Below are 26,362 nucleotides of genomic sequence, written 5' to 3' on the forward strand. Positions count from 1 at the left end.
CATCCTGGAGGGAGGACGTACGATGCTGGATCGGCGCAAAGTACTCGCGGGCGTTTCCACTGTTGCTCTCGCGAGCCTCGTTTCAAGCAAGCTCTGGGCAGCGACGGCGATCAAGCCCGACGATGCCTCCGCGCTGCTCGTGATCGACGTGCAAAACTGCTTCCTGCCCGGCGGCAGCCTCGCCGTGAAGGAAGGCGAGCAGGTGGTGCCGGTGATCAACAAGATCGCAAAATCGTTCGCCAATGTCGTGATGACACAGGACTGGCACACGCCGGGGCACGTGTCGTTCGCCTCCGTTCACTCCGGCAAGAAGCCGTTCGAAACCATCGACCTGCCCTACGGCAAGCAGGTGCTGTGGCCCGACCATTGCGTGCAGGGCACCGACGGCGCCGCGCTGTCGAAGGACCTGTCGATCCCGCAGGCCGAGCTCATCATCCGCAAGGGCTTTCACAAGGACGTCGACAGCTACTCGGCTTTCCTGGAGGCCGACGGCAAGACATCGACTGGCCTCGCCGCCTACCTGAAGTCGCGCAAGATCAAGCGCGTGTTCGTCGCAGGGCTAGCGACCGATTTCTGCGTCGCCTGGACCGCGCTCGACGCGCGCAAGGCCGGCTTCGAGGTCTATGTGGTGGAAGACGCCTGCCGCGGCATCGACACGCAGGGCTCGCTGGCCAAGGCCTGGGCCGACATGGCCAAGGCCGGCGTGAAGCGGATCCAGTCTGCGGATATCGCAGCCACGGCGTAAGACCAGCAAGCTGTCATTCCGGGACAGCTCGGAGAGCCGAACCCGGAATGACGACACAGCTTTCAGAACACGGCTTACGCCGCGCCGTTCGACTCGTTGTTGTTGGCCGCCGCCGCGGCTTTCGCACCGCCCTTGGCAACGCCGACGAGAGCCGGGCGCAGCACGCGCTCGCCGATGGTGTAACCGGCCTGGACCACCTGAACCACGGTGCCCGACGGCACCGACGGATCGGGCACCTCGAACATCGCCTGCTGGAAATTCGGATCGAACTTCTGGCCCGAGGGGTCGAACTTCTTCACGCCGTGTTTTTCCAGCGCGTTGAGCAGCGAGCGCTCGGTGAGTTCCACGCCTTCGATCAGCGCGGTCAGGCCGGGATCGGCATTGGCACGTGCCTCGGCCGGCACCGCATCAAGCGCACGCTGGAGGTTGTCGGCGATATCGAGCACGTCGCGCGCAAAGCCGGTAATGCCGTACAGCCTGGCGTCGGCGACCTCCTTGGTGGTGCGCTTGCGCAGGTTTTCCATCTCGGCCAGCGTCCGCAGCATGCGGTCGCGCGCCTCAGCCGCTTCCTTCTGCAAGATCTCGACCGAACCGGGCTCCGGATCGTCGGGCATGATGTAGGGCTTCGACACCACGGGCTCGCCGGTCGGCGCAGTCGTGTCTTCGGGTTGCCGGTCTTGATCGGTCATCGGCTGCCTTCTCGAACTCGTCTCAAGGGATTTTTCTCGCCGGGATATCGTGCTTCGCAGCGCGAAAATCAAGCGCCCGTGATCAGGCGAAAACGGCCGTCAGCCCCCCAACAGGCGGCTGACGATGCGGGCGGCATAGTCCACGGTCGGGATCACGCGGGCATAATTCAGCCGCGTCGGCCCGATCACGCCCAAAACACCGACGATGTGCCCGGCGGCATCCCGATACGGCGAGATGATCGTCGAGGAGCCCGACAGCGAGAACAGCTTGTTCTCAGAGCCGATGAAGATGCGCACGCCCTCGGCGGTCTCGGCGCGCCCCAAGAGGTCGATCACGCCACGCTTGGTCTCGAGATCGTCGAACAGCAGCCGCACCCGCTCGAGATCCTCCAGCGCGTGCAGGTCTTCGAGCAGATTGGCGTGACCGCGCACGATGAGCTGCCGGTCCTCGTTCTCGCCACCCGACCAGCTCGCGATGCCGGCCGCGATCACCTTCTGGGTGAGCTGGTCGAGCTCGGCGCGGGCCTGCCCGAGCGCCGTTTCCAGCTCGAGCCGCGCCTCGGCGAGGGTCCGGCCGCGGATGCGTGCATTGAGGAAGTTGGAAGCCTCCGTCAGCGCCGAGGAGGGAACTCCAAGCGGTAGCGTCAGCACGCGGTTCTCGACCTGGCCGTCCTCGCCGACCAGAATCACCAGCGCCCGCTCGGGTTCCAGGCGGACGAATTCGATATGCTTCAGTCGCGCATTGGACTTCGGCGTCAACACCACGGCTGCGGCCCGGGTGAGGCCAGACAGCCGCGTCAGCGCCTCCTCCAGCGCCGCCTCGACCGATTGGGCGTGGCCGACATTGGTAAGCTGGCTCTGGATCGATTGTCGCTCGGCCTCGTTGAGTTCCCCGACCTGCATCAGCGCGTCGACGAAGAAGCGCAGGCCGAGTTCCGTCGGCAGCCGGCCGGCGGAGGTGTGCGGGGCGTAGATTAGGCCGAGCTGTTCCAGATCGGCCATGACGTTGCGCACCGAGGCCGGCGATAGCGGCAGCGCGATCAGGCGGGAGATATTGCGCGAGCCGACCGGCTCGCCGGTCGCCAGATAGCTCTCGACGATTTGACGAAAGATGTCGCGAGAGCGCTCGTTGAGCTGGGCGAGGCCCGCGCGCGGCGCGATCAGATGAATCGGATCGTGATGGGCCACAGACGGTAACTCCTCTCAGATGCACATAATTTGTCCATCCGGAGGGCCCGTGACAAGCGCGTCTTTGGCCAAATGGGGGCGACGTTCCGACGCCACGGGGGAAAAGCCCTTGCCGGGCCCCCTTCCCCCTCCTACAAGCACCGCGAACAGCCTTTTCCCTGCGAGTTTTGGAGGATTTCCCATGCGGCCAAGCCGCCGTGCGCCCGACGAATTGCGCCCCGTGACGCTGGAGCGCGGCGTGGTCAAATATGCGGAAGGCTCGTGCCTCGTAAAATTCGGCGACACCCATGTGCTGGTCACCGCTACGCTGGAAGACCGCCTGCCGCCATGGCTCAAGGGCCAGGGCCGCGGCTGGGTCACCGCCGAATACGGCATGCTCCCGCGCGCGACCTCGGAACGCACCCGTCGCGAGGCTTCCGCCGGCAAGCAGAGCGGCCGCACCGTGGAGATCCAGCGCCTGATCGGCCGCTCGCTTCGCACCATCGTCGATCTCGAAGCGCTCGGCGAGCGCCAGATCACGGTCGATTGCGACGTGCTCCAGGCCGACGGTGGCACGCGCACGGCCTCGATCACGGGGGCCTGGGTCGCGCTGGCCGACTGTGTCAACTGGATGAAGACGCGCAACATGATCAAGGCGAACGTGCTGCGCGACAACGTCGCCGCGATCTCCTGCGGCATCTATAACGGCACGGCGGTGCTCGACCTCGATTATGCCGAGGATTCCGAGGCCGAGACCGACGCCAATTTCGTCATGACGGGCGATGGCCGCATCATCGAGGTCCAGGGAACGGCGGAACGCGAGCCGTTCACGCAGGAGGAATTCCTGTCGCTGATGGCGCTGGCCCGCAAGGGTGTCGCGCGTCTCGTGGACTTGCAGAAAATGGCGGTGGCGTAGTCAATAGGCCATGCACCGGCGAATCACAGGCAAGCTCATCATCGCGACCCATAATCCCGGCAAGCTTGCCGAGATGCGGGAGCTGCTGGCGCCGCACGGCGTCGAGGCAGTCTCGGCCGGCGAGCTTGGCCTCGACGAGCCTGAAGAAACCGGCAACGACTTTCGCAGCAATGCCGCGATCAAGGCCATCGCCGCTGCGAAGGCCATGAGACTTCCGGCGTTCGCCGATGATTCCGGCATCGTGGTCGACGCGCTCGACGGCGCGCCGGGAATTTACAGTGCGCGCTGGGCGGGCTCCGACAAGGATTTTGCCGCGGCGATGGCGCAGATCGAGCGCCTGTTGAGGGAGCGCGGCGCCATCACGCCGGACCAGCGCAAAGCGCATTTCGTCTCCGCACTCTGCGTTGCCTGGCCCGATGATCATCTCGAGGAGGTCGAGGCGCGCGTCGACGGCACGCTGGTCTGGCCGCCGCGCGGCACCGCCGGCTTCGGCTACGACCCGATGTTCCTGCCCGACGGCCACACGCGCACCTTTGGCGAGATGGAAAGCATCGAGAAGCACGGCCTGCCGCCGTTGGGCCTTGGCCTGTCGCACCGTGCCCGCGCCTTCGTGAAACTTGCGGAGATCTGCCTTGAGCCGCGCTGACAGGGGCGCCTTCGGCGTCTACGTGCACTGGCCGTTCTGCCTGTCGAAGTGTCCCTATTGCGACTTCAACAGCCACGTCCGCCACGCCGCGATCGACGAGATGCGCTTTGCCCGCGCCTTCGCGCGCGAGATCGAGACCACGGCCAAGCGCGCGCCCGGCCGCGAGGTCACCTCGATCTTCCTCGGCGGCGGCACGCCATCCCTGATGCAGCCTGCGACCGTCGGCGCCGTGTTAGAGGCGATCGGCAAGCACTGGCGCGTCGCCGATGACGTCGAGGTCACGCTGGAAGCCAACCCGACCAGCGTCGAGGCCACGCGCTTTGCCGGCTATCGCGCCGCCGGCGTCAACCGCGTCTCGCTCGGTGTGCAGGCGCTCGACGATGTCTCGCTGAAGATGCTCGGGCGCCTGCACAGCGCGCGCGAGGCGCTCGATGCGGTTGCCATCGCGCGGCGTTCGTTCGAGCGCTACTCGTTCGACCTGATATATGCCCGCCCGGATCAGACTCCGGCGATGTGGGAGAATGAACTCCGCCGCGCCATCGATGAAGCCGCCGAGCATTTGTCGCTCTACCAGCTCACGATCGAGGAAGGTACGCCGTTCTTCGGCCTGCACCAGGCCGGCAAGCTGAAAACGCCGGACGAAGCGGTCGCGCGCGCGCTCTATGACGTCACGCAGGAGACCTGCGACAAGCTCGGCCTGCCCGCCTACGAGATTTCGAATCACGCACGCCGCGGCGCCGAGTGCCGGCACAATCTGGTCTACTGGCGCGGCGAGGAATATGCCGGCATCGGTCCCGGCGCGCATGGCCGGCTCGACATCGACGGCATCAGGCACGCGACCGCCACCGAGAAGCGTCCCGAGGCCTGGCTGATGCGGGTCGAGACCAACGGCGACGGTGTCGTCACCGACGAACTCCTCAACAGCGAGGAGCGCGCCGACGAATTCTTGCTGATGGGATTGCGCCTCGCCGAAGGCATCGACCCCAAGCGCTACGCCGCGCTCGCCGGCCGCCCGCTCGATCCCCGCCGCATCGCGCTCCTGCGCGAGGAAGGCGCGATCACAGTCGACACGACGGGCCGCCTGCGCGTCACCAGCAGCGGATTTCCGGTGCTGGATGCGGTGGTCGCGGATCTCGCGGCATAGCCAACTGCCGTAGGGTGGGCAAAGCGACTTGTCCGCCGTAGCTCGAAGAGCGAAGGCGGAAGCGTGCCCACCTCTTCTGACGCAATCGTGGAGAGATGGTGGGCACGGCGCGAAGAGCACCTTTGCCCCCCTACGGCAGCCTCACTTGCTGCTAAGCCCCAAAGCTCTTCGGCGAGCCCGCGACCGCGACGCCGCCGCCGGTCGTCACCTTCATCACCGCAAGTCCCCGCTCATTGGTGCCGTCGGCGCGGAAACGGAACAGGCCGTCGATGCCGGCGAAGCCAGACGGGTTGGTCAGCACGTCCTGTGAGAAGCGCGTGGTGCCTTGTGTGCGCGCGAGCGCTGCGACGAGCGCCACTGCGTCATAGGCGAGCGTCGCCGTGCGCACCGGTTCGGCGCCATATTTCGTGCGGTAGCGGCCGGCGAAGGCGCGAAAGCCTGCCGGGTCCGGCGCGGCATAGAGACCACCCTGCAGCGCCTGGCTCGCATAGACGCGCGGGTTGTCCCACAGGCCGGTGCCGAGCAACTGGATGTTGCGCAAGTTGGCGCCCGCAGCGGTCAGCGCATCGGCCACCGCGACGACGGAATCGCCGTCATCGGCAATGAACAGCGCGTCCGCGCTGCCGAGCGCCTGCGCGACGTTGCGCGCCGGCGTGGCGCGATCGCCGCCGAATTTCTCGAACGCAACCACGCGTCCACCCCGCCGCGGCACCGCCGCCTTGAAGGCTGCCTCCACCACATTGCCATAGGCATTCTCCGGCAGCAGCGCCGCGAAGGAGCGCTTCCCGATGCTGGCGGAATATTCGACGATGCGGTTGACGTCCGATTCGGGCAGAAAGCTCAACAGGAAGACGCCGCGGCCGGCGATGCTGGCATCGGTCGAGAACGCCATCACCGAGATGCCACGCGTACGCGCGACCTGCGCAACGGCCGGCACGGATTGGGCGAACAGCGGCCCCAGAATGATCTCCGCGCCTTCGTCGACCGCCTGCTGCGCGCCGCCTTGTGCGCCCTGCGGCGTGCCGTTGTCGTCCTTGATCAGAAGTTGGACGTTCGGGTTCTGGAATTCGGCGAGCGCCATTTCGGCGGCGTTGCGCATCGACTGCGCGGCGAGCCCGGCATTGCCGGCGGCCGAGAGCGGCAGGATCAAGCTGACCTTCACCCCGCCGGTGCCGGCGGTGGTGGCCTGCTGCTGTGGCCCGGCGGCCCCCGGCTGAGAGGGGGAACTGAAGGGATTGGAGAACTGGCTGAGACTCTGCTGCACGCCGGTGCAGGCCGAGAGCAAGGGCGTGCCGAGCAGGAGCCCTAGCGCGCTCCGCCGGGTCGCTCCCGACGATCGGGGCCCGGAGGTGACAGACTTGGGATAGCGCGGGCCCGGCATGGCAACTCTTCGTAACGACCAGACCACTTAAGGCCCGGTCAGGACTTCACCTCCGCAAGGGAGGACGCGGATTGCAGCATATTGTCGGCAAATAGTTAACCAAAACAAAAGGATAATGACCGCTTAACGCGACCGCCCTTCCACCATGGCGAGCTGCCCACCGAGTTTTAAAGGCTGCACCAACGCGGGCTTTTCGCCGCGAATGTGGCGCAAGCGCGTCTCTCCCTTTAAGTGTATCCATTATGCGCGCAAAGACCGCCCCAATAAATACGCCTGAAGGTGCGGCGGAACCCGCCGCACGCGGTTTTGCCATTGGTCCCCATCACTTTTCAGCCAGCAAGGCGGCGCCGGGCCTCTACCTCGTCGCCACCCCCATCGGCAATCTCGGCGACATCACCTTGCGGGCGCTCGAGACGCTGGCCGGCGTCGACATCGTTGCCTGCGAGGACACCCGGATCACCCGGCGGTTGACCGAGCGCTACGGCATCACCGCCCAGCTCAAACCCTATCATGAGCACAATGCAGAGGCTGCGCGGCCGAGGATCCTGGAGGCGCTGGCGCAGGGCGGTTCCATCGCGCTGGTCTCCGACGCCGGCACGCCGCTGATCTCCGATCCCGGCTTCAAGCTGGTGCGCGAGGTTTCTGCCGCGGGCCACGCGGTGTACGCGCTGCCCGGTCCATCCTCGGTGCTGGCGGCGCTGTCTGTCGCGGCGCTGCCGACCGATCGATTCTTCTTCGAAGGTTTTCTGCCCGCAAAATCGACCGCCCGCCGCAAGCGCCTCGGCGAGCTCGCCCGGATCGATGCGACCCTGGTGCTGTTCGACTCCGGCAATCGCGTGCAGGAGACGCTGGCCGATCTCGCCGAGGTCATGGCAGATCGCGAAGCCGCGATCTGCCGCGAGCTGACGAAGCTGCACGAGGAGATCTCGCGCAGCCCCCTCAGCGAGCTCGCCGGCCGTGCCGATACGCTGGAGACCCGCGGCGAGTTCGTGCTGGTCATCGGCCCGCCGGCAGCCGATGCGCGGGAGATGACGCCGGATGCGCTCGACGATCTCCTGCGCGAACAGCTCGCGAACAGCAGCGTCAAGGACGCGGTCGCGCATGCGGTCGAAGTCTCGGGCCGGCCGCGCCGCGAGGTCTATGCCCGCGCACTCGAACTTGCCAAGAACTTGCCTGCGAAGAACTTGCCTGCCAAGAACTTGCGGGGCGACGATGGGGAAGACTGACGGCGCCCTGCCCGCCGAGCCCAAACTCCCCTCGCCGGAACGCGTCGCTGCGTTCCAGACCGGCATTTCGGCAGAAAGCCGCGCCGCGGCCTTCCTGATCGCCAAGGGCTATCGCATTCTGGCGAGACGCTTCCGCACGCCGCATGGCGAGATCGACATCGTCGCGCGCCGGCGCAATCTGATCGCCTTCGTCGAGGTCAAGGCGCGCGCCAGCCTCGATGAGGCCGCCTTTGCCGTGACGCCGCGCCAGCAGCAGCGCATCATCGACGCCGCGCAGGGGTGGCTTGCGGCGCATCCCGAGCATGCCGAATTTGAATTGCGATTCGACGCCATGCTGATTGCGCCGAAGTCCCTTCCACGCCATGTGTTGGCGGCATTCGACGCCTCGACCTGAAAGGCAGCCCATGAAACTGAACGTCGCCGTCCAGATGGACCCCATCGCCAGCATCAACATCCGCGGCGATTCCACCTTTGCGCTGCTTCTGGAGGCGCAGAAGCGCGGCCACGGGCTGTCCTACTATACGCCCGACAAGCTGTCGCAGGTCGGCAACGAGCTGGTCGCACCGGTGCAGCTCCTGACCGTGCGTGACGAGCCCGGCAATCACTTCACCCTCGGCGAGCCCAGGCGCGAGGCATTGAACGGCTTTGACGTGGTGCTGCTGCGGCAGGATCCGCCGTTCGATCTCGCCTACATCACCTCAACCCATTTCCTGGAGTGCATCCATCCGAAGACGCTGGTCGTCAACGATCCCGTGAGCGTGCGCAACGCGCCGGAAAAGCTGTTCGTGATGAACTTTCCGCAGCTGATGCCGCCGACCCTGATCTCGCGCGACCTCGACGAGATCAACGCCTTCCGCGAGCAGCACGGCGCCGTCGTCATGAAGCCCCTGCACGGCCATGGCGGTGCCGCGGTGTTCCGCGTGATGCCGCAGGACATGAATTTCGGCTCGCTCTACGACATGTTCTCGGTGACCTTCAAAGAGCCCTGGGTGATCCAGCAGTTCATCCCCGAGGTCAAGCACGGCGACAAGCGCATCATCCTGGTCAATGGCGAGTTCGCCGGCGCCGTCAACCGCGTCCCGGCGCCCGACGATCTCCGCTCCAACATGGTGCGCGGCGGCGCGGCGCAAGCCACCGACCTCACCCCGCGCGAACGCGAGATCTGTGAAACGGTCGGGCCGGCACTGCGCGAGCGCGGCCTCCTGTTCGTCGGCCTCGACGTCATCAACGACCGGCTCACCGAGATCAACGTGACCTCGCCGACGGGCATCCGTGCGATCGCGCGGCTCGGCGGGCCGGACATCGCGGCGAAGATCTGGGATGTGATCGAGACGAAGCGGAGCAAATAATCCGCACGGGCCGAAATTCTCCGATGTCGTCCTGGCTTTCGCCAGGACGACATCGAGGGAAGACGCCTCCCTCTCGCGCGTTTGGGCTTTCGCGTCGCGGGCTAACCACGCGTTCACCATGTCGCGTCACGCACAGACACAAAACGCCTGATCTCTTGCGTGAATCTACGGAGTTATCGCTTTCCGAATAACGCGGCGTTCACCATGCAGCCAAAACCCGCGGCGTGACCGGCGATCACATTCGGCCTCGCAACACCCCTTATACCTTTACTGCCTACTCATCGACGACGGGGAACCCGCCACGTGCGGTTCGAGTGCCCCGCGTAAGAGTAAAGGCGTATGAATACCGCACGCATCGTGGTTCTTGTCATTGCGCTCGGCGCCGGCGGCGTCGCCGCATATCTGGCGAGCAGCTATGACAACAGGCCGGCACCCGCGGCAGCACCCGTGGCTGCGCCGCTGCCCACTGTCGAGGTTCTCGTCGCAAAATCCGACATCGGCCTTGGCCAGACCGTCAAGCAGGAAGACCTGCAATGGCAGACCTGGCCAGCGTCTGCCGCGAGCGGCAGCTTTATCCGCCGCGAAGGCCGACCCGACGCCGTGACCCAGATTGCCGGCTCGATCGCGCGCACGCCGCTGATGCAGGGCGAGCCGATCCGCGAACAGAAGCTGGTGAAGGCCGACGGCTCGGGCTTCATGGCCGCGATCCTGCCTTCAGGCATGCGGGCGATCTCGACCGAAATTTCCGCGGAGACCGGCGCCGGCGGCTTCATCCTGCCGAACGACCGCGTCGACGTGCTCCTGACACGCCGCCTGAAGAATGCCGACGCCTCGACCGGGGCGAATGACGTCATCGTTTCCGAGGTCATCCTGGCCAATATCCGTGTGCTCGCGATCGACCAGGCACCGAAGGAAAAAGACGGCCAGACTTCCGTGGTCGGCAAGACCGTCACGCTCGAGCTCAGGCCCGACCAGGCTGCTGCGCTCGCAGCCGCGCGACAAGGCGGCACGCTGCAGCTCGCGCTGCGGAGCATCGTCGATGCCAACGCACCGGACGGCTCGTCCGAGGGCCCGGCGAACAAGCGTCCCGACGGCGTCAGCGTGATCCGCTACGGCGTTTCGACGCGGCAACAAACGTCACAGAAGTGATGGGGATACCCAAGATGAAGAATGGGGATGATCGGACCCGCCTGCGCATTCGGGGGAATGGCGCGCGCGCGTTCTGCACGGGGGCCATGCTGATGCTTGGCCTCGCCGCAGCACCGGCGATCGCGGCGGACGCACCGGTCGGCGACCAGACCCCGGTGCAGGCGCCTGATCTCGGCGTGTCGCCGGTCGCAACGATCGCCCCGGCCAGGACCCGCTTCCTTGCACTCGGCGTCGGCAAGTCGGTGGTGATCGACCTGCCGCGCGAGGTGAAGGACGTGCTGGTCGCCGATCCCAAGATCGCCAACGCCGTAATCCGCTCCGCACAGCGCGCCTACATCATCGGCGGCGCGGTCGGGCAGACCAACGTCGTGTTCTTTTCGGCCGACGGCCAGCAGGTCGCCTCCTACGATATCGCGGTGAAGCGCGACCTCAACGGCGTGCGCGCCGCGCTCCGGCAGTCGATGCCGAGCGTCCAGATCGAGGGCGTTGGTGACGGCGTCATGCTGACCGGCTCGGTGTCCAGCCCAGTCGAGGCTCAGCAGGCCGGCGACGTCGCCGCGAAACTGGTCGGAAACGCCGACAAGGTCGTCAACAACATCGTCGTGCGCGGCCGCGATCAGGTGATGCTGAAGGTCGTGGTCGCCGAAATGCGCCGCGACATCGTCAAGCAGATGGGCGTCGACCTCAGTGCCAGCCTGAACGCCGGCACCGCGATCGTGAACTTCAACAACTCCAACCCGTTCACCGCGAGTGGCGGGCCGCTGGTCAGCGGCAACGCGCTGAGCGCAGCGGCCGCCGCCAAGGGCCTGCCCACGGTCACCGCGACCATGCGCGCCATGGAAAGCGCCGGCGTCATCAAGACGCTCGCCGAGCCGAATCTGACCGCAATCTCCGGCGAGTCCGCGACCTTCATTGCAGGCGGCGAATTCCCGATTCCGGGAGGCTATGCCTGCGATCCCGTCACGCATGTCTGCACCACGCAGATCTCCTACAAGAAGTTCGGCATCTCCCTGAACTTCACGCCGGTGGTGCTGAGCGAGGGCCGCATCAGCCTGCGTGTGATGACCGAGGTCTCGGAGCTGTCGAATACCAACGCAATCACCGTCTCGCAGTCCATCTCCTCGAGCTCTACCAGCTCCGTCACGATTCCCTCGATCCAGACCCGCCGCGCCGAGACGACGCTCGAGATCCCGTCAGGCGGCTCGATGGCGATGGCGGGCCTGATCCAGCAACAGACCAAGCAGGCGATCAACGGCCTGCCCGGGGTCGACCAGATTCCGATCCTCGGCCAGCTGTTCCGCAGCCAGGACTACGTGAACAACGAAACCGAGCTGATGGTGATCGTGACGCCCTATGTCGTGCGCGCAGTCGCACAAAAGGAATTGTCGCGGCCCGATGACGGGTTTGCGCCGCCATCGGATGCGCATTCGGCGTTGCTCGGCCGCATGAACCGTCTCTACGGCATCGCGCGCCACATCGATCCCGTCACTGGTTACCAGGGCGATTTCGGCTTCATCATCGACTGAGACGAACGAAGCTTCAACACGAGGGGGATGAAGCGATGACGAGACTACCGGTCGATAGCCGCAAGAAGCTGTGCCTCGCGGTCATGCTGATGGGGCTCTCCGTGATGCTCGGTGCGTGCAACACGACCGAGGAGATCGTCACCCAGGCCGTGCCGACCGACTATCGCCAGCGCCATCCGATCGCCGTGCAGGAAGGCAAGCGTTCGATCGTGATCTTCGTCGGCCAGGCCCGCGGCGGCCTGTCGGAGGCGCAGCGCGCCGACGTCATGGGCATCGCGCGGGACTGGGCCCGTGAAGGCACCGGCGCCGTCGTGGTCGACGTGCCCGTCGACACCAAGAACGCCCGCGCTGCGGCTGCGACCTACCACGAAATCCGTTCGGTGCTGGCGGCCGGCGGCGTGCCTGCGCGCGGCATCGTGCAGCGCCCCTATCGCCCCGACGATCCCGGCCTGCTCCCGACCATCCGCCTGAGCTACTCGAAGATCGCCGCAGTCGCAGGTCCCTGCGGACTGTGGCCGGAGGATGTCGGGCCGTCGATCTTCGACCCTGGCTACAACGAGAACAAGCCGTACTTCAATCTCGGCTGCGCGACGCAGCGCAATCTCGCCGCGATGATCGACAACCCTGCCGATCTCGAGCAGCCGCGCGCCGAAACGCCTGCCTATACATCGCGGCGCGCGATCGCGTTCGACCGGTACCGCAAGGGTATGCCGACCTCGACGACCTATCCCGACGCCGACAAGGCCAAACTCAGCGACACGGGCAAATGACAATGAGCGGCCAATACGAAGACGACGCCGACGACCTGCAGCACCCCGACCAACACATTGCGCCGGTCCCGCGAGTCTCGGTGCAGGCGTTTTGCGAGACCGAGCAGACCTACGACGCGATCACCGCAGCCGGCCAGGACCGCCGGCTTGCGAAAGCCCATCTCACCGTCAAGGAGGGCGGCCTTGCGGCGGCGGTCGAGGCTTATGGCTCGATGCCGACGCCGAACGTGATCGTGATCGAATCCGACGGCACGCGCGACATCCTGGAAGGGCTCGACGATCTCGCCGGCGTCTGCGATCCCGGCACGCGCGTTGTCGTGATCGGCAATCCCAGCGACGAGGCGCCCTATCGCGAACTGGTGCGCCGCGGCGTCAACGACTACGTGATCGGACCGGTCGAGACCATCGACGTGGTGCGATCGATCTGCAGCCTGTTCTCGGCCTCGGAAGCCATCATCACGGGCCGCGTCATCGCGGTGGTCGGCGCCAAGGGCGGCGTCGGTGCATCCACGATCGCGCACAACGTCGCCTGGACCATCGCGCGCGATCTGGCGCTCGATTCGGTCGTGATCGATCTCGATCTCGCCTTCGGGACCGCGAGCCTCGACTACAACCAGGATCCGGTGCAGGGCATCGCCAACGCGGTGCTGACGCAGGAGCGCCCCGACACCGCGCTGATGGAGCGCCTGCTCGCCAAATGTACCGAGCGTCTCAGCCTGCTGGCAGCACCCGCCACCCTCGATCGCGTCTATGATTTCGGCGCCGAAGCCTTCGACGCCGTGTTCGATACGCTGCGCATGACCACGCCCTGCATCGTGCTCGACGTGCCCCATCAATGGTCGGGCTGGACGCGCCGCGCGCTGATTAACGCCGACGACATCGTGATCGTGGCCGAGCCGGATCTCGCCAATCTGCGCAACACCAAGAACATGCTGAGCGTGCTGAAGGCCGCGCGGCCCAACGATCGCCCGCCGCTCTACTGCCTCAACCAGGTCGGCATGCACAAGCGCGCGGAGATCGAGGTCAAGGCCTTTGCCAAGACCATGGAAAGCCAGCCGGTCGCGGTCATTCCCTTCGATTCGAAGCTGTTTTCGACGGCCGCCAATAACGGCCAGATGATCGCCGAGGTCTCCAAGAGCCACCGCACCGCCGAGACGTTCCAGAACCTCGCCAACCGGCTTGCCGGCCGCGGCGAGGTCAAGAAGCCGAGACAGTCATTGCTGGCGCCGCTGCTCAAGAAGCTGAAGGGCAGGCCGAAGCGCGAGTCAGCGCCACATCGCAAGGCGTCGTAGAGCCTGATCCGGACCCGAAGGGCCGCGTTAGCGCAAAGTGCGAAGCGGTTTTCCCTCGCGACAAACGCGAAACGCGTTTGCGCGGAGATCATGCTCGAACGATAAGTTCAGACGCGCTGCGGGCGGCGCTACTTCTCCGCCCGCTGCTGCTTCCTGGCGAGGAGCTGCCGCAGCGCGGTGACCTTGGCCTGGGCCTGGTCCGGCGGCAGATCGGCCTTCACGATACCCTCGGCCTCGGCCTGGCGGCCCTGCAGTCCAACCACGAGCGCCAGATTGGCCCGCACGCGCGCATCCTGCGGGGCGCGCTCGTGGGCACGACGCAGCGTCTCCTCCGCCTTCGGCAGATTGTTCTGGAGCACGTAGGACAGGCCGAGATTGGACAGCACCGATGGCTCATCCGGCACGATCTTCAAGGCACTGCCGTAATATTGCTGCGCTTCCTCGTTGCGGCCGAGCTGATCGAGCACCGCGCCTTGCGCCGACAGGATGTGCCAGTCGGGATCCTCCGGCGTATGTGCGCGGCTCAACACGTCGAAGGCTTGCTGGAAATTACCGTTGTCGGCGAGGGCGCGGCCATAAGCCGCAAGCAGCGGCTTGTTGCTCGAGTGGGTGAGCACGGCCTGCTCGAGCACGGCGACGGCCTGCGCATGCTGGCCGTTCTCGCGCAGCGCCTTGCCATATTGTAGCGCGATCTCGGGATCGCTTGGGGTCGCGCGGTAGCGCTCGCGCAAGCCATCGAGATCCGGCTTGGCCTCGCGGGCGGTTTCCGGCTTGGCGCCGAGCGCGCCGGTGATGTCCTCGAGTCCCGTGGTCTGGCAGCCGCAGAGTCCGAGCACGAGAAGCGCGGACAACAGCAATCGCGCCGGGGACGAAACAAGGGACGAACGCTGGGACATACTCTGATCTACCGTCGGCGACTGATCAGAGATGCTTTCCCGATTAACGCTAATTTCCCGTTAAGGAACGCGCACCTGCACGGCCTAATTGTTCGAGCATGATCTCCGCGCAAACGCGTTTCGCGTTTTGTCGCGAGGGAAAGCCGCTTCGCACTTTGCGCTACGCGGCCCATCGGGCCTAAATCACGCGCTAATCGATGAATTCGGCGCCGAATTCGCAGCCGATGCGCCAGCGGAGCTGGCACTGGCGGGAATAGTCCGGCGCGAAAATGATGGTGAAGTGCGGCGGCACCTCTAGAAACTCCGCCACAACTTTCACACCGCCATCGGAAATATCCGTGATCGTGCAATCCCTCGGCAGCGACCCCGCGCCAAAATGAATCTTGGCAAGCCGACTGCACACCCGACGTTCGCTTCTCCGGCGATTTGCAAGCATCTCGATTTTCACTTGTTAGATCACGGCCCATCCCGCGTCCTAGGAGTACCGAACATTCGTTGGGATGTGCTGAGCGGATCGGCTCGCATTCGAGGCTTACTGTCCCGGTCCCGTTTACGCCTCGTTAGGACCTTGGCTCTGCTCCCTTGATTTGCCGCGCCGCCTGCGGCCCGCAAGCTCCGCACCCCCCTGCATTAGACCAAGCTAAAGTTCGTCCGACCATTCCGAGGTACTCACCACTGCCAATTGCCCGTCCGGTGGAAAGGCTATCACTTTTAGGTAATTGCCCGGGTAGTCGCACCGAGGCGCTACCAGATCCGAGGAGCGGGAGTTGCTCGTAGAGAACGGGAAGTTGGAGCCTCGTTTGATCCGCTCCGAGGGGGTCTCGTGCGCGCAACGGCCTGGAGCCCAGCCTGGAGCCCAAGACACACTGGGCAACGACACGCTGGGCCAAAACACGCTGGGCCAAGTCATCGGTCGGATCGCCAGGCAATCCCCGGAGCAGCCAGCGATCGTCTCCGGCGCCTTTGCGCCTCTGACGTACCACGATCTTCAGCGCCAGTTGGACGATGTCCGCCGGCAGCTGCGTCTGGCAGGGTTCGATTGCAGCGCCCGTATCGGGGTGCTCATGCCGAACGGCCCGCAGGCGATTCTCGCCATCGTAGCAGCGGCATGCTGCTGCATCGCTGTGCCTCTTGATCCGCGGCTTTCTCCGACCGAGATCGATCAGCGCCTCGACATGCTGCGCCTGGACGCTCTTCTCGTAGCTCAAGGCAGTAGCTCTGAGGCCCGCAAGACCGCTGAGCGGAGAAGGATCGTCGTCATCGAAGCCGCCCCGGCCGGACACGACGAGCTTGGATTCACGATCGCCGTGCAGGTGTCCGCCGCTCCAGCGATCGACGCTGAGCCTGATCCGAGCTCACCGGCCTTCATCCTGCAGACATCGGGTACGACGGCGCAGCCGAAGCTCATTCCATTCAGCCACAGCAATATGCTGGCGGCGGCCGCACGGCTTCAGGCCTGGTTCGACCTCACGTCAAGGGACCGTTGCTTGAGCGTGTCGCCCCCCTACTATTCTCATGGGCTCAAAGTGACGGTCTTCACGCCGCTGCTGACGGGCGGCAGCATTGCTGTCCCTGCGAACGGTGCCATCGTCGCGCTCGACGAGTGGTTCGATGTCTTGCGGCCGACCTGGTATTCGGCCGGCCCCACGCTCCATGCTGCCGTGCTGGACAAGGCCAAAAGTCCTCGGGAAGCCGAGGCGGCGCACACCTTGCGGTTCGTCGTATCGGGTGGCGCGCCGCTTCCGAAGGAGGTACATGACGGCCTGCAGCGCATTTTGGGTGTCCCGGTGCTGGAGCATTACGGCTCCAGTGAAGCCGCGCAGATCGCCGCCAACCTGCCGCCGCCCGGCCCGAACAGGCCAGGGACATGTGGGCAACCTTGGCCGGATACCGTCGCCATCGTTGGTGACGATGGACATCCGCTCCCACTTGGTGCGCGAGGCGAGATCTTGGTGCGCGGCCCCACCGTGATATCCGGCTATCTCGATGCGCCCGATCTCAATCAAGCGTCCTTCGTGGGTGGATGGTTTCGCACCGGCGATATCGGCAGCCTCGACGGAGACGGCTTTCTGTCCGTGCACGGGCGCTTGAGCGAACTGATCAACCGTGGCGGCGAGAAGATCGCGCCGGCCGAGATCGAATCCGTGCTACTCCGCCATCCGGCGGTAGCCGAGGCCGCCGCTTTCGCGATCCGCCATCCACGCCTTGGCGAGGATGTCGCAGCCGCCATTGTTGCCCATCCTCATGCGCAGACGACGACGGCCGAGCTCCGCCAGTTCCTGCAACGCGAGTTGGCCTCGTTCAAGATTCCACGACGCATTCTGATCCTCGACCAACTGCCAAAGGGGACGACGGGAAAGGTCCAGCGGCGACGACTTCGCGAGTCGATCGACACGCGCTCGGACCATGAGGGGACGACGCCCGAGCCCGATGTGAACAGGAGGCCATTGGATCTGGAAGCCGAACTGCTGAGCCTATGGCGGAGGCTGCTCAAGTCCGAAGCGCTGACGGTCGACGATGATTTTTTTGCCAGCGGTGGCGACTCCCTCCTGGCGATGGACATGCTCATTGAGGTCGAGCGGATCATTGGCCAACCCGTACCGGAAACGATCCTGTTCGGGGCAGAGACCATCCGGCAATTTGCTCCCAAAATCGCCGTGCAGGCGGGCACGCCGCCGACGCCCTTGCTGCAGTTTCATGCCCGCGATGATCGGCCCTCCCTGTTCTTCTTCAATGGGGACCTCGTCAGCGGCCACGCCTGTGTGCGGCGGATGGTCGAGCTTTTCGGGCCCGATTCCCCGATCACCTCCATCAATCCTCATGGTCTTCGTGGCGAGCCAATTCCGCCGTCGATCGAGACGATGGCGGCCGACCGACTGACGCTGATCCTGGAAAGGCAGGCGAGCGGCCCGTTCCTCCTGGGCGGCAAATGCAACGGCGCCATGGTCGCATTCGAAACGGCTCGTCTGTTGATGGCAGCCGGCCACAGGGTTGAGATGGTTGTGATGGTCGACCCGCCAACCATCAGTGCCCGTGCAGCACCGCAGGCGATCCTCGCGCCGATGAGGCGCTTGGCTTGGCCTTATCTTCTGCGCTGGACGTTTGAACTGATGGCCCGGCTGGAGCGATCCTGCACGGCCTCGACCAGCGGCGATGTTGCCAGGTGGCCAATGCAGGTGTTCGAGACGATCGGCAAGCTGTATCGCGGCTTGTCCAATTCCAAGCTGAACAGCGAGATTCCGCCGGCGCTATGGGATGCTTATTCGATCGCCATGGCGCGATATCGTCCGGCGCCGCTCGAGGTGCCCGTGACCTTTTGCGCCGCTGACCACGACGGTCGGGCGTGGCGGCGCATCAGTTCGCAGCTCGAAGTGATCCGGTTGCCCGGAGGGCATCGTGACTGCCTCATCACTGGCGCAGCACCGCTGGTTGATCATCTTCGGCAAAGGATTGACGTTCTGGCTGACGATGCGCCTCCGGCGTTGAACCGCACCCATCCGGGGACGCCTGGCCCGATTGCCGCGTGAGATGGCGTGCGGGCACCTGGCTTCGCGACTGCGGCTGCAGCAGAATGTTCCCGTAATGTTCTTGCGCTTCGCGCTCCGGTCCGCTACCCTCGATTGCAACAGGGGGTAGCATGGTCCAACGCGTTTCCACCGTCGCCTTTGAGGGCATCGAGGCCCGCTCGGTGGACGTGCAGGTGCAGGTCGCGCCGGGCCTGCCCGCCTTCGCCATTGTCGGCCTTCCGGACAAGGCGGTGTCGGAGGCGCGCGAGCGGGTGCGTTCGGCGCTGATCGCCTCAGGGCTGGCGCTGCCGGCGCGGCGGATCATCGTCAATCTGGCGCCGGCCGATCTGCCCAAGGAAGGCAGCCATTACGACCTGCCGATCGCGCTGGGGTTGATGGCGGCGATCGGCGCCATCCCGCCGGATGCCCTCACCGGCTTCACGGTTCTCGGTGAGCTCGGCCTCGACGGCTCGATCGCGCCGGTCGCCGGCGTGCTGCCGGCCGCGATCGGCGCCAATGCCCGCGAAGAGGGCCTGATCTGTCCGGCGGCCTGCGGCTCGGAGGCCGCCTGGGCGAGCCCGGACATCCAGATCATCGCCGCCAGCTCGCTGATCCAGATCGCCAACCACTTCAAGGGCACGCAGGTGCTGTCGCGGCCCTCGCCGAAGGTGCATGAGGCGGCCGCCTCCCCGCTCGATCTGCGCGACATCAAGGGCCAGGAGAGCGCCAAGCGCGCGCTGGAGATTGCCGCGGCCGGCGGACATCATCTGCTGATGATCGGCGCACCGGGCGCCGGCAAATCGATGCTGGCCGCGCGCCTGCCCTCGATCCTGCCGCCGCTGTCGCCGGGAGAGCTTCTGGAAGTCTCGATGATCGCCTCCGTCGCCGGCGAGATCGAAGGCGGCGCTCTGACCTCGCGGCGACCGTTCCGCTCGCCGCATCATTCCGCCAGCATGGCCGCGCTGACCGGCGGCGGCATGCGGGCAAAACCCGGCGAGATCTCGCTCGCGCATCAGGGCGTGCTGTTTCTCGACGAGCTTCCGGAGTTCGATCCGCGCGTGCTGGATTCGCTGCGCCAGCCGTTGGAAAACGGCGAGGTCTCGGTGTCGCGAGCCAATCACCGCGTCACCTACCCTGCCCGCTTCATGCTGGTCGCGGCAATGAATCCGTGCCGCTGCGGCAACGCGTTCGAGCCCGGCTATGCCTGCAAGCGCGGCCGCATCGACCGCTGCACGGCAGACTACCAGGCCCGCATCTCAGGTCCCCTGATGGATCGCATCGATCTGCGTATCGAGGTGCCTGCTGTGACTGCGGCCGACCTGATCCTGCCGCCGCCAGCGGAAGGGTCAGTCGAAGTCGCCGCGCGCGTCGCCGCGGCCCGTGACATTCAGCGCGCGCGTTATCAGGCCGCGGGATTGCCGAACGTCCGCACCAATGCCGAGGCACCGGCCTCGGTGCTGGAAGAGATCGCAAAGCCCGATGCGCAGGGCCAAAAACTGCTGCGCGATGCCGCCGAGACCATGCGGCTGTCGGCGCGCGGCTATCACCGCGTGCTGCGGGTGGCGCGCACGCTGGCCGATCTCGACAACGCCGAGAGAATCGGCCGGCTGCATCTCGCCGAAGCCCTCTCCTACCGCGCACTCGCGGAGGATGTACGCCAGCCGGCGTGGCGCGCATCCGTATCAACCCGGCGGTAACGAGTTTCCTTTACGCTCTGCAAACCATAAGGCCCACGCGTTCATCTCGGCCGCTTCGCTGGGCCATATGCGAGTCCTTGGGCGAGTAGAGTGTCATGTTGCGTTGCAAGATCCTGGCTTCGGTTGTTCCCTTGATGGCAGCGGCGGTGCTGGCACGCGGCGGGCCTGGATCGGCATCGCATCCCTGCATCGCCTTCGGCGAGACCCCGGTCGAGCTCGCATCGGTTCCCTGGACCGCCGGCCTGCACGTTGCCTTCACAGACGATCCCAACCGCGCCACTGTCCGCGTGCAGATCACCGAGGCGGCGGAGGCTGCGGATTTCGTCCTGGTCGACGACACTCCGACCTCGGAATCGGACGCCTGCCAATCCAGCGCGGCAACGCGCCTCGTCGCGATCGCCGCGCATCCGAGCAGCGATGCCCCGGTGATCTACCTCTCCAGCGAGGGTCCGGCGGACTATCGCATCTATGTACGGTCGAAGACCTTCTCGGCTCGCGATGCCGCCGCGCTGATCGTCGGCGCTGCCGGTGCGCCCCGCCATCTTCAGGCCGCCTCGCTCTGAGGCGTTAACGTCTCATCAACCTTGTTTCGAGCCGGCCACAAAACCTCAAACTGTTCGCAAGGTCGGACGACACATCGTCACCGAGGGCGGGCAAAACAATTTCAGGCGGAGTTGAGGATCTTTGGCGATGGGTCGGTCGTTCCGGATCAAAGTGCGCATGCGCCGCTTCAGGCGCCGTTATCCGAGGATCGCCTTCGCGATCCGCTCCTTCATGATCTTCTCGGCGACGTTCGGCGGCGCCTACGGCTTCATCACCGGCAGCCGGGCCGAGAAGTCCGGCTACGATCCCAACGCCTTTGCGATCGGCGCGAGCTTCCTGTTCGCCCTCGCCTGCCTTGGCCTTGCCACGCTCAGCATGCGGCTGCGCTTCGTCAACAAGCGGCTGCGCACGCTCGCGACGCATAACGAGGCGCTGGTCGATCGCAACTGGGAGCTCAAGGAAGCCGAAGAGCGCGCGCGCAGCATGTTTGAATCGCAAGGCGATCTGATCGTGCTGCGTGACCACCACGGACGCATCACCTTTGCCAACGACGCCTATTGCGAGCTTGCCGGGCGGGCGCGCAGCGCACTTGTCGGCACGCGCTTTAATTTCGACGTGCTGGAGCAGGGCGACAGCGCGCTCGAAAGCAGCGGCACGCGCATGCACGACCAGAGGATCGCGACCCCAATCGGCGCGCGCTGGATCGCCTGGCGCGAGGGCTTCGTGCGACTGGACGCCGGCCAGCCGGCCGAGCTTCAGAGCGTCGGCCGCGACGTCACCGACCGCACCGAGAGCGAACGCGCGCTCTCGGAGGCCCGCGACCAGGCCGACGCGGCCAATCGCGCCAAGTCGCGCTTCCTCGCAATGGCGAGCCACGAGATCCGTACTCCGCTCAACGGCATCATCGGCATGAGCAGCCTGTTGCTCGACACCACGCTGACGCCGGAGCAGACGACCTATGCGCGGGCGGTAAAAACCTCGGGCGAGGCGCTGACCGCGTTGATCGAGGAGCTGCTCGATTATTCCAAGATCGAAGCCGGCAAGCTCGATCTCGAGCAGCGTCCCTTCGCGCTGTCGACCTTGATCGAGGAGATCACCGAGCTGCTCGCGCCGCGCGCGCAGGCAAAAAACCTCGAGATCGCGGCCTATGTCGACGAACGCCTCCCGCTCGACGTGGTCGGCGATGCCGCGCGGCTGCGCCAGGTGCTGCTCAATCTCGCAGGCAATGCCATCAAGTTCACCACGCATGGCGGCGTCGCGCTGATCGTCCAGCCCGGCCTGTGGCCGAACGAGATCAGCTTTCTGGTGCGCGACACCGGCATCGGGATTGCGCCTGAGGCGCAGTCGCGCATCTTCCGCGAATTCGAGCAGGCCGACGAGCGCGTCGCGCGCACCTATGGCGGCACCGGCCTTGGCCTTGCGATCAGCGAGCGCATCGTCAAGCGCATGGGCGGCCGGATCACGCTGGAGAGCGAGCCGGGCAGGGGCTCGACATTCGAGGTCTCGATTCCGCTCGCGGCGGCCCAAGCCAGCACGGGACAAACCACGTTTGCAAGTCCCGACCTTATCGGAAAATCGATCCTGCTGATCGCCGGCTCCGGCATCGAGGCTTCGCTGATCGCACAGCGGCTGGAGCGCTGGGGCGGCCAGACCTGCACGGTCTCGGACGTAGACGTCGCGCTGGCATTGCTGCCGGAGCGCTCCTGGCATGCCGTGCTGATCGATCGCGCGCTCGGTCCGGAAGTGGCGGCGCAGCTTGGCGATGCGGCGCGTAGCCATGCCGTGCAGCGGCTGGTGCTGCTCACGCCCGCCACGCGGCACGAACCCTTATCGCCGGCCTTCACGGGTTATCTGGTGAAGCCGCTGCGCGCCGCCTCGCTCGCCGCGCGCCTGTCGCTGACGCCGGAAGTTGCCTCGCCCGAGCTCGCGCCGGAGCCACCCGCCGAGGCGTCGGTCGCGCCCTCCGCTGTCACCAGAGGCTTGTCGATCCTGGTCGCGGAGGACAATGAGATCAACGCGCTGTTGATGCGATCGCTGCTGACGCGGCTTGGGCATCGCGTCGTGATCGCAACCCATGGCGGAGCAGCGCTGGAATCCTGGCTGGCGGCGAAATCCGCGGGCACGCCGTACGATCTCGTGCTGATGGATATCCAGATGCCGCAGCTCGACGGCATCGAAGCCGCCATGCGCATCCGCAACCACGAAGCAGGCGAGGGCGGCCGCCGCACGCCGATCCTGGCGCTGACCGCGAACACGCTGGTGGAAGATCGCTACGCCTGTTTCGAAGCGGGCATGGACGGATTCTTGATCAAGCCGCTCGACCGCGAGAAGCTGGAAGAGGCGCTGGCGGGCCTCGCAGCGTCACGGCACCTGGCGGTGTAACCACGATCGAAGCGGCCGTAGGGTGGGCAAAGGCGCGCTTGCGCCGTGCCCACCATCTCTCCACAAATGCAACCGAAGTGGTGGGCACGGCGCGCGAAGGGCGCGCCTTTGCCCACCCTACGACAGCGGTCATCGGTGCGGGCCTTGCGCAGACGCGGCAAACCTCACTCGCCGATCTGGTCGACCTGCTTGAAATGGTCGCCCTCGACCACGTTGACGAAAATGACGGCCGATTTGTTGTCGCCCTTCTCGGTCCACTGCACCGGCCTTGCATAGGCGATGCCCTGGAAGGTCAAGTTTCGCAGCGCCGCCACGACATCGGCACGCGTTGGCAGGCCTTCCTTCGTCTTGGCGGCATCAGCGATCGCGGCCATCAACACCCGCGCTGAATCATAGGAGCTCGCGGCATAATTGTTGATGGGGCCGTACTTCGCCGTGTACTTGGCGCCGAACTCGGATGAGCCGGGCACGGTGCCGATGGCGGGCGCGGCGGAGAGGATGCGAACGCCTTCGGCCGTCGTCGCCGCGCCGTTGGCGGCCTGGATGAAGGCCTTCGTGTCCCAGCATCCGTCGCCGCAGCTGAACAGCTGGGTCAGGCCCTGCGCGCGCATCTCCTTGAGGATCAGCGCGCCTTCGCGAATGCCGGCAAAGAACAGCACGTCGAAATCCTTCGGCCACGATTTGACGAAATCGGCGAAATCCTTGTCGCCGACCTTGACCGATTTGCGCGCGACCACGGTACCGCCGGCGCCAAAGCCCGCAACGAACTGGTCGGCGAGGCCAACGCCGTAGGACGTTCCGTCGTCGACTACGAGCGCGCGCTTCTTGCCCAGCTTCGCCATCAGATATCGTGCAAGCCCCGGCCCCTTGCGGTCGTCGCGGTTGGTCAGGCGGAAGATGGTGGCAAAGCCGCTCTCCGTCACTTTCGGGTTCGACGCCATCGGCGTGATCACCGCAAGCGAGCAGTCCGCATAGATCTGACCGGTGGCGATGGCGACGCCGCTGTTGACGTGGCCGACCACGCCCAACACGGTCGGATCATCGCAAAACGCCTTGGCGACGGCCTTTCCGGTCTCGGGGTCGGCCTTGTCGTCGATCGCCGTCGCAACGATTTTGGCGCCGGCGACGCCGCCCGCCGCGTTGCGCTCGTCGACTGCAAGGTCCGCCGCCTGTTTCATCTCGACACCGAAACCGGCCGAGGTCGTGGTCAAGGGACCGCCGATGCCGATCTTGACGTCCCTGCCGGCCAGTTGCGCGGTGGAGGGGTCCGTCGCGGCAAGAGCGAGAACGGACACGAGCAGGGGGAGAGGGCCGCGACGACAGGTCATGGTAACCTCCAAAAATCGTTTTGCAGGTGACAGGCTGTCACGCGCTCCGGCACCAGTCAACAATCGATAGATGGTTACGGCTTTTCCCTTGCGCAGGCCGTCGAAAACGCCTGAGATGAAGCGGCTTCATCACGGGGCAGGCCGGCCCGGCTCGCGGCGGCGAGCTTCCTTGTGCAGTTTGATGGTTACACATGAGCACCATCCCGCGGACCAAAACCGTGCTCCCACCCTCGCGCGCCGGCAGCCTCGATCTCGTCGGCGGCGAACTGGCGTGGGATTTCACCAACACGTCGTCGGCGCGCGGCTCTGCCGCGCACCAGGAGCACCTGAGGGATTTCGACACGCTGATGCAGTGGGTCGAGCATGCCCGCGTCATGCCGCCCTCCGATTGCGCCTACATCCGTGCGCAGCTGTCAGGCCATCCGCGCCGGGCGCGCCACGCCTTCGCGCGCGCGATCGAGCTGCGCGAGCTGATCTGGACGATCGGCACCGCGCTCGCCGAGCAGCGGCCGGTCCCGGCGAGGTCGCTCGACCTTTTGTCAGGCGCGCACGCGGAATACCTGCGCCACGCCGAGATGAGGATGCGCCTCGGCAGCTATATCTGGGTGTTTGATCCGCGCCGCGACATCGAAGCTGCGATCCTCGGCCCCATCGCGCTGTCCGCCTTGACGCTTCTGATGGAGAAGGACCTCTTGCGCACCAGGCGCTGCGCCGGCCAGGAATGCGGTTGGCTGTTCTTCGACACCACCAAGAACAACCGCCGCCGCTGGTGCGAAATGCGCGTCTGCGGCAACCGCGCCAAGGTCCGGGCCGCCCGCGACAGACAGAGACGGACGCGAAAGAGCTGAACGCCATTTGGCGGTGTAGCCACAAAAGACGCAGCCGTAGGGTGGGCAAAGGCGCACTTGCGCCGTGCCCACCATCTCTCCACGCATCCAACAGAAGTGGTGGGCACGGCGCGCGAAGTGCGCGCCTTTGCCCACCCTACAAAGCGACGGCTACAGCCTTCGCAGCGCCACGCTTTCCACCACGTGGTCGGCGCCCTTCTTCAGGATCAGCGTCGCGCGGGGGCGGGTGGGCAGAATGTTGTCCTCGAGATTTGCGAGGTTGGTGCGCTCCCAGATCGCGGTCGCGGTCGCGGTGGCTTCCTCGTCCGACAGCGGCGCATAGCGGTGGAAGTAGGACCTGGGATCGGTGAACGCGGTGTCCCTGAGCGCCAGGAAGCGCTTCACATACCACTGCCGCAGCGCCTCTTCGTCAGCGTCGATATAAACCGAGAAGTCGAAGAAGTCGGAGACGACAGGCACGGCCTTGCCGTCGCGCGGCAGCTTGCCGGTCTGCAGCACGTTGACGCCTTCGACGATCAGGATGTCAGGCTGGTCGATCTCGACCCACTGGTTCGGCACGATGTCGTAGGTCAGATGCGAATAGACCGGCGCGCGTACGGGATGGCGGCCGGACTTGACGTCGGAGAGGAAGCTGAGCAGCAGCGGCAGATCGTAGCTCTCCGGAAAACCTTTTTTCTGTACCAGGTTCTGCCGCTCCAGCACGGCAAGTGGATAGAGAAAACCGTCAGTGGTGATCAGGTCGACCTTGGGCCGCGGTGACCAGCGCGCGAGCAGGGCCTGGAGCACGCGGGCGGTGGTGGACTTTCCGACCGCGACCGAACCCGCGACGCCGATGATGTAGGGCACCTTGCGATCACGGATGCCGAGGAACTGACGCTGGGAATAGTAGAGGCGCTGCATGGCATCGACGTAGATCGACAGCAGGCGCGACAGCGGCAGGTAGATGTCCTCGACTTCCTGAAGGTCGAGGCGATCGTGCATCGAACGCAGGCGATCGAACTCGCCCGGCTCCAGCGTCATCGGCGTATCGTTTCGCAGCTCTGCCCACTGCTCGCGCGTGTAGACGCGGTAGGGATTATAGATCTGCTCGGGTGCGCGGATATCCATGACGCCGCCTTTCCGTTGCGACTCTAGCTCTTTCTTTTGAGCATGATCTTTTCGG

General features: G+C 65.7%; 23 protein-coding genes. 16 read left to right on the top strand and 7 right to left on the bottom strand.

Annotation, left to right across the window (positions count from 1 at the left end):
* The first annotated feature begins 22 nt into the window (after positions 1–22).
* On the top strand, positions 23–745 hold the full coding sequence (pncA, locus tag Q3C01_RS06735) for a bifunctional nicotinamidase/pyrazinamidase (RefSeq protein ID WP_458144541.1): 723 nt from the start codon (positions 23–25) through the stop codon (positions 743–745).
* 74 nt (positions 746–819) lie between these two features.
* Here pncA and grpE read toward each other — a convergent pair whose 3' ends face one another.
* Positions 820–1,434, bottom strand: coding sequence for a nucleotide exchange factor GrpE (gene grpE, locus Q3C01_RS06740; RefSeq protein WP_458144542.1), 615 nt, complete (start codon positions 1,432–1,434; stop codon positions 820–822).
* Between the two features lie 99 nt (positions 1,435–1,533).
* Positions 1,534–2,622: a heat-inducible transcriptional repressor HrcA gene (gene hrcA / locus Q3C01_RS06745; RefSeq protein WP_458144543.1), complete on the bottom strand. Its 1,089-nt coding sequence runs from the start codon at positions 2,620–2,622 to the stop codon at positions 1,534–1,536.
* Between the two features lie 181 nt (positions 2,623–2,803).
* On the opposite strand from hrcA, the gene rph reads away from it, so the two are divergent.
* Genes rph through hemW form a run of 3 tightly spaced genes read left to right on the top strand, consistent with a single transcriptional unit; the run spans position 2,804 to position 5,307 of the window.
* A complete protein-coding gene (gene rph, locus Q3C01_RS06750; RefSeq protein ID WP_458144544.1) occupies positions 2,804–3,517 on the top strand; it encodes a ribonuclease PH in 714 nt (237 codons plus the stop codon).
* 10 nt (positions 3,518–3,527) lie between these two features.
* Positions 3,528–4,163, top strand: a complete 636-nt coding sequence (rdgB, locus tag Q3C01_RS06755) for an RdgB/HAM1 family non-canonical purine NTP pyrophosphatase (protein ID WP_458144545.1) — start codon at positions 3,528–3,530, stop codon at positions 4,161–4,163.
* Positions 4,150–5,307: a radical SAM family heme chaperone HemW gene (gene hemW / locus Q3C01_RS06760; RefSeq protein WP_458144546.1), complete on the top strand. Its 1,158-nt coding sequence runs from the start codon at positions 4,150–4,152 to the stop codon at positions 5,305–5,307. The genes rdgB and hemW overlap by 14 nt, the downstream gene beginning before the upstream one ends.
* A 151-nt stretch (positions 5,308–5,458) precedes the next feature.
* Here the strand turns inward: hemW and Q3C01_RS06765 are convergent, their stop codons facing one another.
* A complete protein-coding gene (locus Q3C01_RS06765) occupies positions 5,459–6,688 on the bottom strand; it encodes a penicillin-binding protein activator (RefSeq protein ID WP_458144547.1) in 1,230 nt (409 codons plus the stop codon).
* A 242-nt stretch (positions 6,689–6,930) separates the two neighbouring features.
* On the opposite strand from Q3C01_RS06765, the gene rsmI reads away from it, so the two are divergent.
* The 7 genes from rsmI (at position 6,931) to Q3C01_RS06800 (ending at position 14,000) form a co-directional block, all read left to right on the top strand.
* Complete coding sequence (gene rsmI, locus Q3C01_RS06770; protein ID WP_458144548.1) at positions 6,931–7,914, top strand: 16S rRNA (cytidine(1402)-2'-O)-methyltransferase; 984 nt, start codon at positions 6,931–6,933, stop codon at positions 7,912–7,914.
* Positions 7,901–8,308 (top strand): YraN family protein, encoded by a 408-nt coding sequence (locus Q3C01_RS06775; RefSeq protein WP_458144549.1) that lies wholly within the window; start codon positions 7,901–7,903, stop codon positions 8,306–8,308. Before rsmI ends, Q3C01_RS06775 begins: the two co-directional genes overlap by 14 nt.
* 10 nt (positions 8,309–8,318) lie before the next feature.
* A complete protein-coding gene (gshB, locus tag Q3C01_RS06780; protein WP_458144550.1) occupies positions 8,319–9,263 on the top strand; it encodes a glutathione synthase in 945 nt (314 codons plus the stop codon).
* Positions 9,264–9,602: 339 nt separating this feature from the next.
* Complete coding sequence (gene cpaB / locus Q3C01_RS06785; protein ID WP_458144551.1) at positions 9,603–10,412, top strand: Flp pilus assembly protein CpaB; 810 nt, start codon at positions 9,603–9,605, stop codon at positions 10,410–10,412.
* A 14-nt stretch (positions 10,413–10,426) separates the two neighbouring features.
* Positions 10,427–11,938: a type II and III secretion system protein family protein gene (locus tag Q3C01_RS06790; RefSeq protein ID WP_458144552.1), complete on the top strand. Its 1,512-nt coding sequence runs from the start codon at positions 10,427–10,429 to the stop codon at positions 11,936–11,938.
* Positions 11,939–11,973: 35 nt separating this feature from the next.
* Complete coding sequence (locus Q3C01_RS06795; RefSeq protein WP_458144553.1) at positions 11,974–12,708, top strand: CpaD family pilus assembly protein; 735 nt, start codon at positions 11,974–11,976, stop codon at positions 12,706–12,708.
* A 2-nt stretch (positions 12,709–12,710) separates the two neighbouring features.
* On the top strand, positions 12,711–14,000 hold the full coding sequence (locus tag Q3C01_RS06800) for a CpaE/TadZ family protein (RefSeq protein ID WP_458144554.1): 1,290 nt from the start codon (positions 12,711–12,713) through the stop codon (positions 13,998–14,000).
* Between the two features lie 128 nt (positions 14,001–14,128).
* Here the strand turns inward: Q3C01_RS06800 and Q3C01_RS06805 are convergent, their stop codons facing one another.
* Together Q3C01_RS06805 and Q3C01_RS06810 are read right to left on the bottom strand one after the other, a co-directional pair.
* The gene (locus Q3C01_RS06805) at positions 14,129–14,896 is read right to left on the bottom strand and encodes a tetratricopeptide repeat protein (RefSeq protein WP_458144555.1); all 768 of its coding nucleotides are present in this window, start codon (positions 14,894–14,896) and stop codon (positions 14,129–14,131) included.
* Between the two features lie 190 nt (positions 14,897–15,086).
* Entirely contained in the window at positions 15,087–15,332 is a 246-nt protein-coding gene (locus Q3C01_RS06810) for a PilZ domain-containing protein (protein ID WP_458144641.1), read from the bottom strand.
* 364 nt (positions 15,333–15,696) lie between these two features.
* Here Q3C01_RS06810 and Q3C01_RS06815 point away from each other — a divergent pair, with 364 nt between their 5' ends.
* From Q3C01_RS06815 to Q3C01_RS06830, 4 genes are all read left to right on the top strand, one after another.
* On the top strand, positions 15,697–18,423 hold the full coding sequence (locus Q3C01_RS06815; RefSeq protein WP_458144556.1) for an AMP-binding protein: 2,727 nt from the start codon (positions 15,697–15,699) through the stop codon (positions 18,421–18,423).
* 110 nt (positions 18,424–18,533) lie between these two features.
* Entirely contained in the window at positions 18,534–20,099 is a 1,566-nt protein-coding gene (locus tag Q3C01_RS06820; RefSeq protein WP_458144557.1) for a YifB family Mg chelatase-like AAA ATPase, read from the top strand.
* A 95-nt stretch (positions 20,100–20,194) separates the two neighbouring features.
* Positions 20,195–20,662 (top strand): hypothetical protein, encoded by a 468-nt coding sequence (locus tag Q3C01_RS06825; RefSeq protein WP_458144558.1) that lies wholly within the window; start codon positions 20,195–20,197, stop codon positions 20,660–20,662.
* Positions 20,663–20,789: 127 nt separating this feature from the next.
* Positions 20,790–23,024 (top strand): PAS domain-containing hybrid sensor histidine kinase/response regulator, encoded by a 2,235-nt coding sequence (locus tag Q3C01_RS06830; protein WP_458144559.1) that lies wholly within the window; start codon positions 20,790–20,792, stop codon positions 23,022–23,024.
* Between the two features lie 164 nt (positions 23,025–23,188).
* Here the strand turns inward: Q3C01_RS06830 and Q3C01_RS06835 are convergent, their stop codons facing one another.
* Positions 23,189–24,352 (bottom strand): branched-chain amino acid ABC transporter substrate-binding protein, encoded by a 1,164-nt coding sequence (locus tag Q3C01_RS06835; RefSeq protein ID WP_458144560.1) that lies wholly within the window; start codon positions 24,350–24,352, stop codon positions 23,189–23,191.
* 191 nt (positions 24,353–24,543) lie between these two features.
* Between Q3C01_RS06835 and Q3C01_RS06840 the strand changes: the two genes are divergently transcribed.
* Positions 24,544–25,200, top strand: coding sequence for a CGNR zinc finger domain-containing protein (locus tag Q3C01_RS06840; RefSeq protein WP_458144561.1), 657 nt, complete (start codon positions 24,544–24,546; stop codon positions 25,198–25,200).
* 150 nt (positions 25,201–25,350) lie between these two features.
* On the opposite strand, the gene coaA is transcribed toward Q3C01_RS06840, so the two are convergent.
* Positions 25,351–26,307 (bottom strand): type I pantothenate kinase, encoded by a 957-nt coding sequence (coaA, locus tag Q3C01_RS06845; protein ID WP_458144562.1) that lies wholly within the window; start codon positions 26,305–26,307, stop codon positions 25,351–25,353.
* Positions 26,308–26,362 lie beyond the last annotated feature (55 nt).

The organism is Bradyrhizobium sp. UFLA05-109, from assembly GCF_054185165.1.

Coding starts and splice junctions, on each gene's coding strand:
- pncA (WP_458144541.1), top strand. CDS start 23: ATGCTGGATCGGCGCAAAGTACTCGCGGGCGTTTCCACTGTTGCTCTC.
- grpE (WP_458144542.1), bottom strand. CDS start 1,434: ATGACCGATCAAGACCGGCAACCCGAAGACACGACTGCGCCGACCGGC.
- rph (WP_458144544.1), top strand. CDS start 2,804: ATGCGGCCAAGCCGCCGTGCGCCCGACGAATTGCGCCCCGTGACGCTG.
- rdgB (WP_458144545.1), top strand. CDS start 3,528: ATGCACCGGCGAATCACAGGCAAGCTCATCATCGCGACCCATAATCCC.
- Q3C01_RS06765 (WP_458144547.1), bottom strand. CDS start 6,688: ATGCCGGGCCCGCGCTATCCCAAGTCTGTCACCTCCGGGCCCCGATCG.
- rsmI (WP_458144548.1), top strand. CDS start 6,931: ATGCGCGCAAAGACCGCCCCAATAAATACGCCTGAAGGTGCGGCGGAA.
- Q3C01_RS06775 (WP_458144549.1), top strand. CDS start 7,901: ATGGGGAAGACTGACGGCGCCCTGCCCGCCGAGCCCAAACTCCCCTCG.
- gshB (WP_458144550.1), top strand. CDS start 8,319: ATGAAACTGAACGTCGCCGTCCAGATGGACCCCATCGCCAGCATCAAC.
- cpaB (WP_458144551.1), top strand. CDS start 9,603: ATGAATACCGCACGCATCGTGGTTCTTGTCATTGCGCTCGGCGCCGGC.
- Q3C01_RS06790 (WP_458144552.1), top strand. CDS start 10,427: ATGAAGAATGGGGATGATCGGACCCGCCTGCGCATTCGGGGGAATGGC.
- Q3C01_RS06795 (WP_458144553.1), top strand. CDS start 11,974: ATGACGAGACTACCGGTCGATAGCCGCAAGAAGCTGTGCCTCGCGGTC.
- Q3C01_RS06800 (WP_458144554.1), top strand. CDS start 12,711: ATGAGCGGCCAATACGAAGACGACGCCGACGACCTGCAGCACCCCGAC.
- Q3C01_RS06805 (WP_458144555.1), bottom strand. CDS start 14,896: ATGTCCCAGCGTTCGTCCCTTGTTTCGTCCCCGGCGCGATTGCTGTTG.
- Q3C01_RS06810 (WP_458144641.1), bottom strand. CDS start 15,332: ATGCTTGCAAATCGCCGGAGAAGCGAACGTCGGGTGTGCAGTCGGCTT.
- Q3C01_RS06820 (WP_458144557.1), top strand. CDS start 18,534: ATGGTCCAACGCGTTTCCACCGTCGCCTTTGAGGGCATCGAGGCCCGC.
- Q3C01_RS06825 (WP_458144558.1), top strand. CDS start 20,195: ATGTTGCGTTGCAAGATCCTGGCTTCGGTTGTTCCCTTGATGGCAGCG.
- Q3C01_RS06830 (WP_458144559.1), top strand. CDS start 20,790: ATGGGTCGGTCGTTCCGGATCAAAGTGCGCATGCGCCGCTTCAGGCGC.
- Q3C01_RS06835 (WP_458144560.1), bottom strand. CDS start 24,352: ATGACCTGTCGTCGCGGCCCTCTCCCCCTGCTCGTGTCCGTTCTCGCT.
- Q3C01_RS06840 (WP_458144561.1), top strand. CDS start 24,544: ATGAGCACCATCCCGCGGACCAAAACCGTGCTCCCACCCTCGCGCGCC.
- coaA (WP_458144562.1), bottom strand. CDS start 26,307: ATGGATATCCGCGCACCCGAGCAGATCTATAATCCCTACCGCGTCTAC.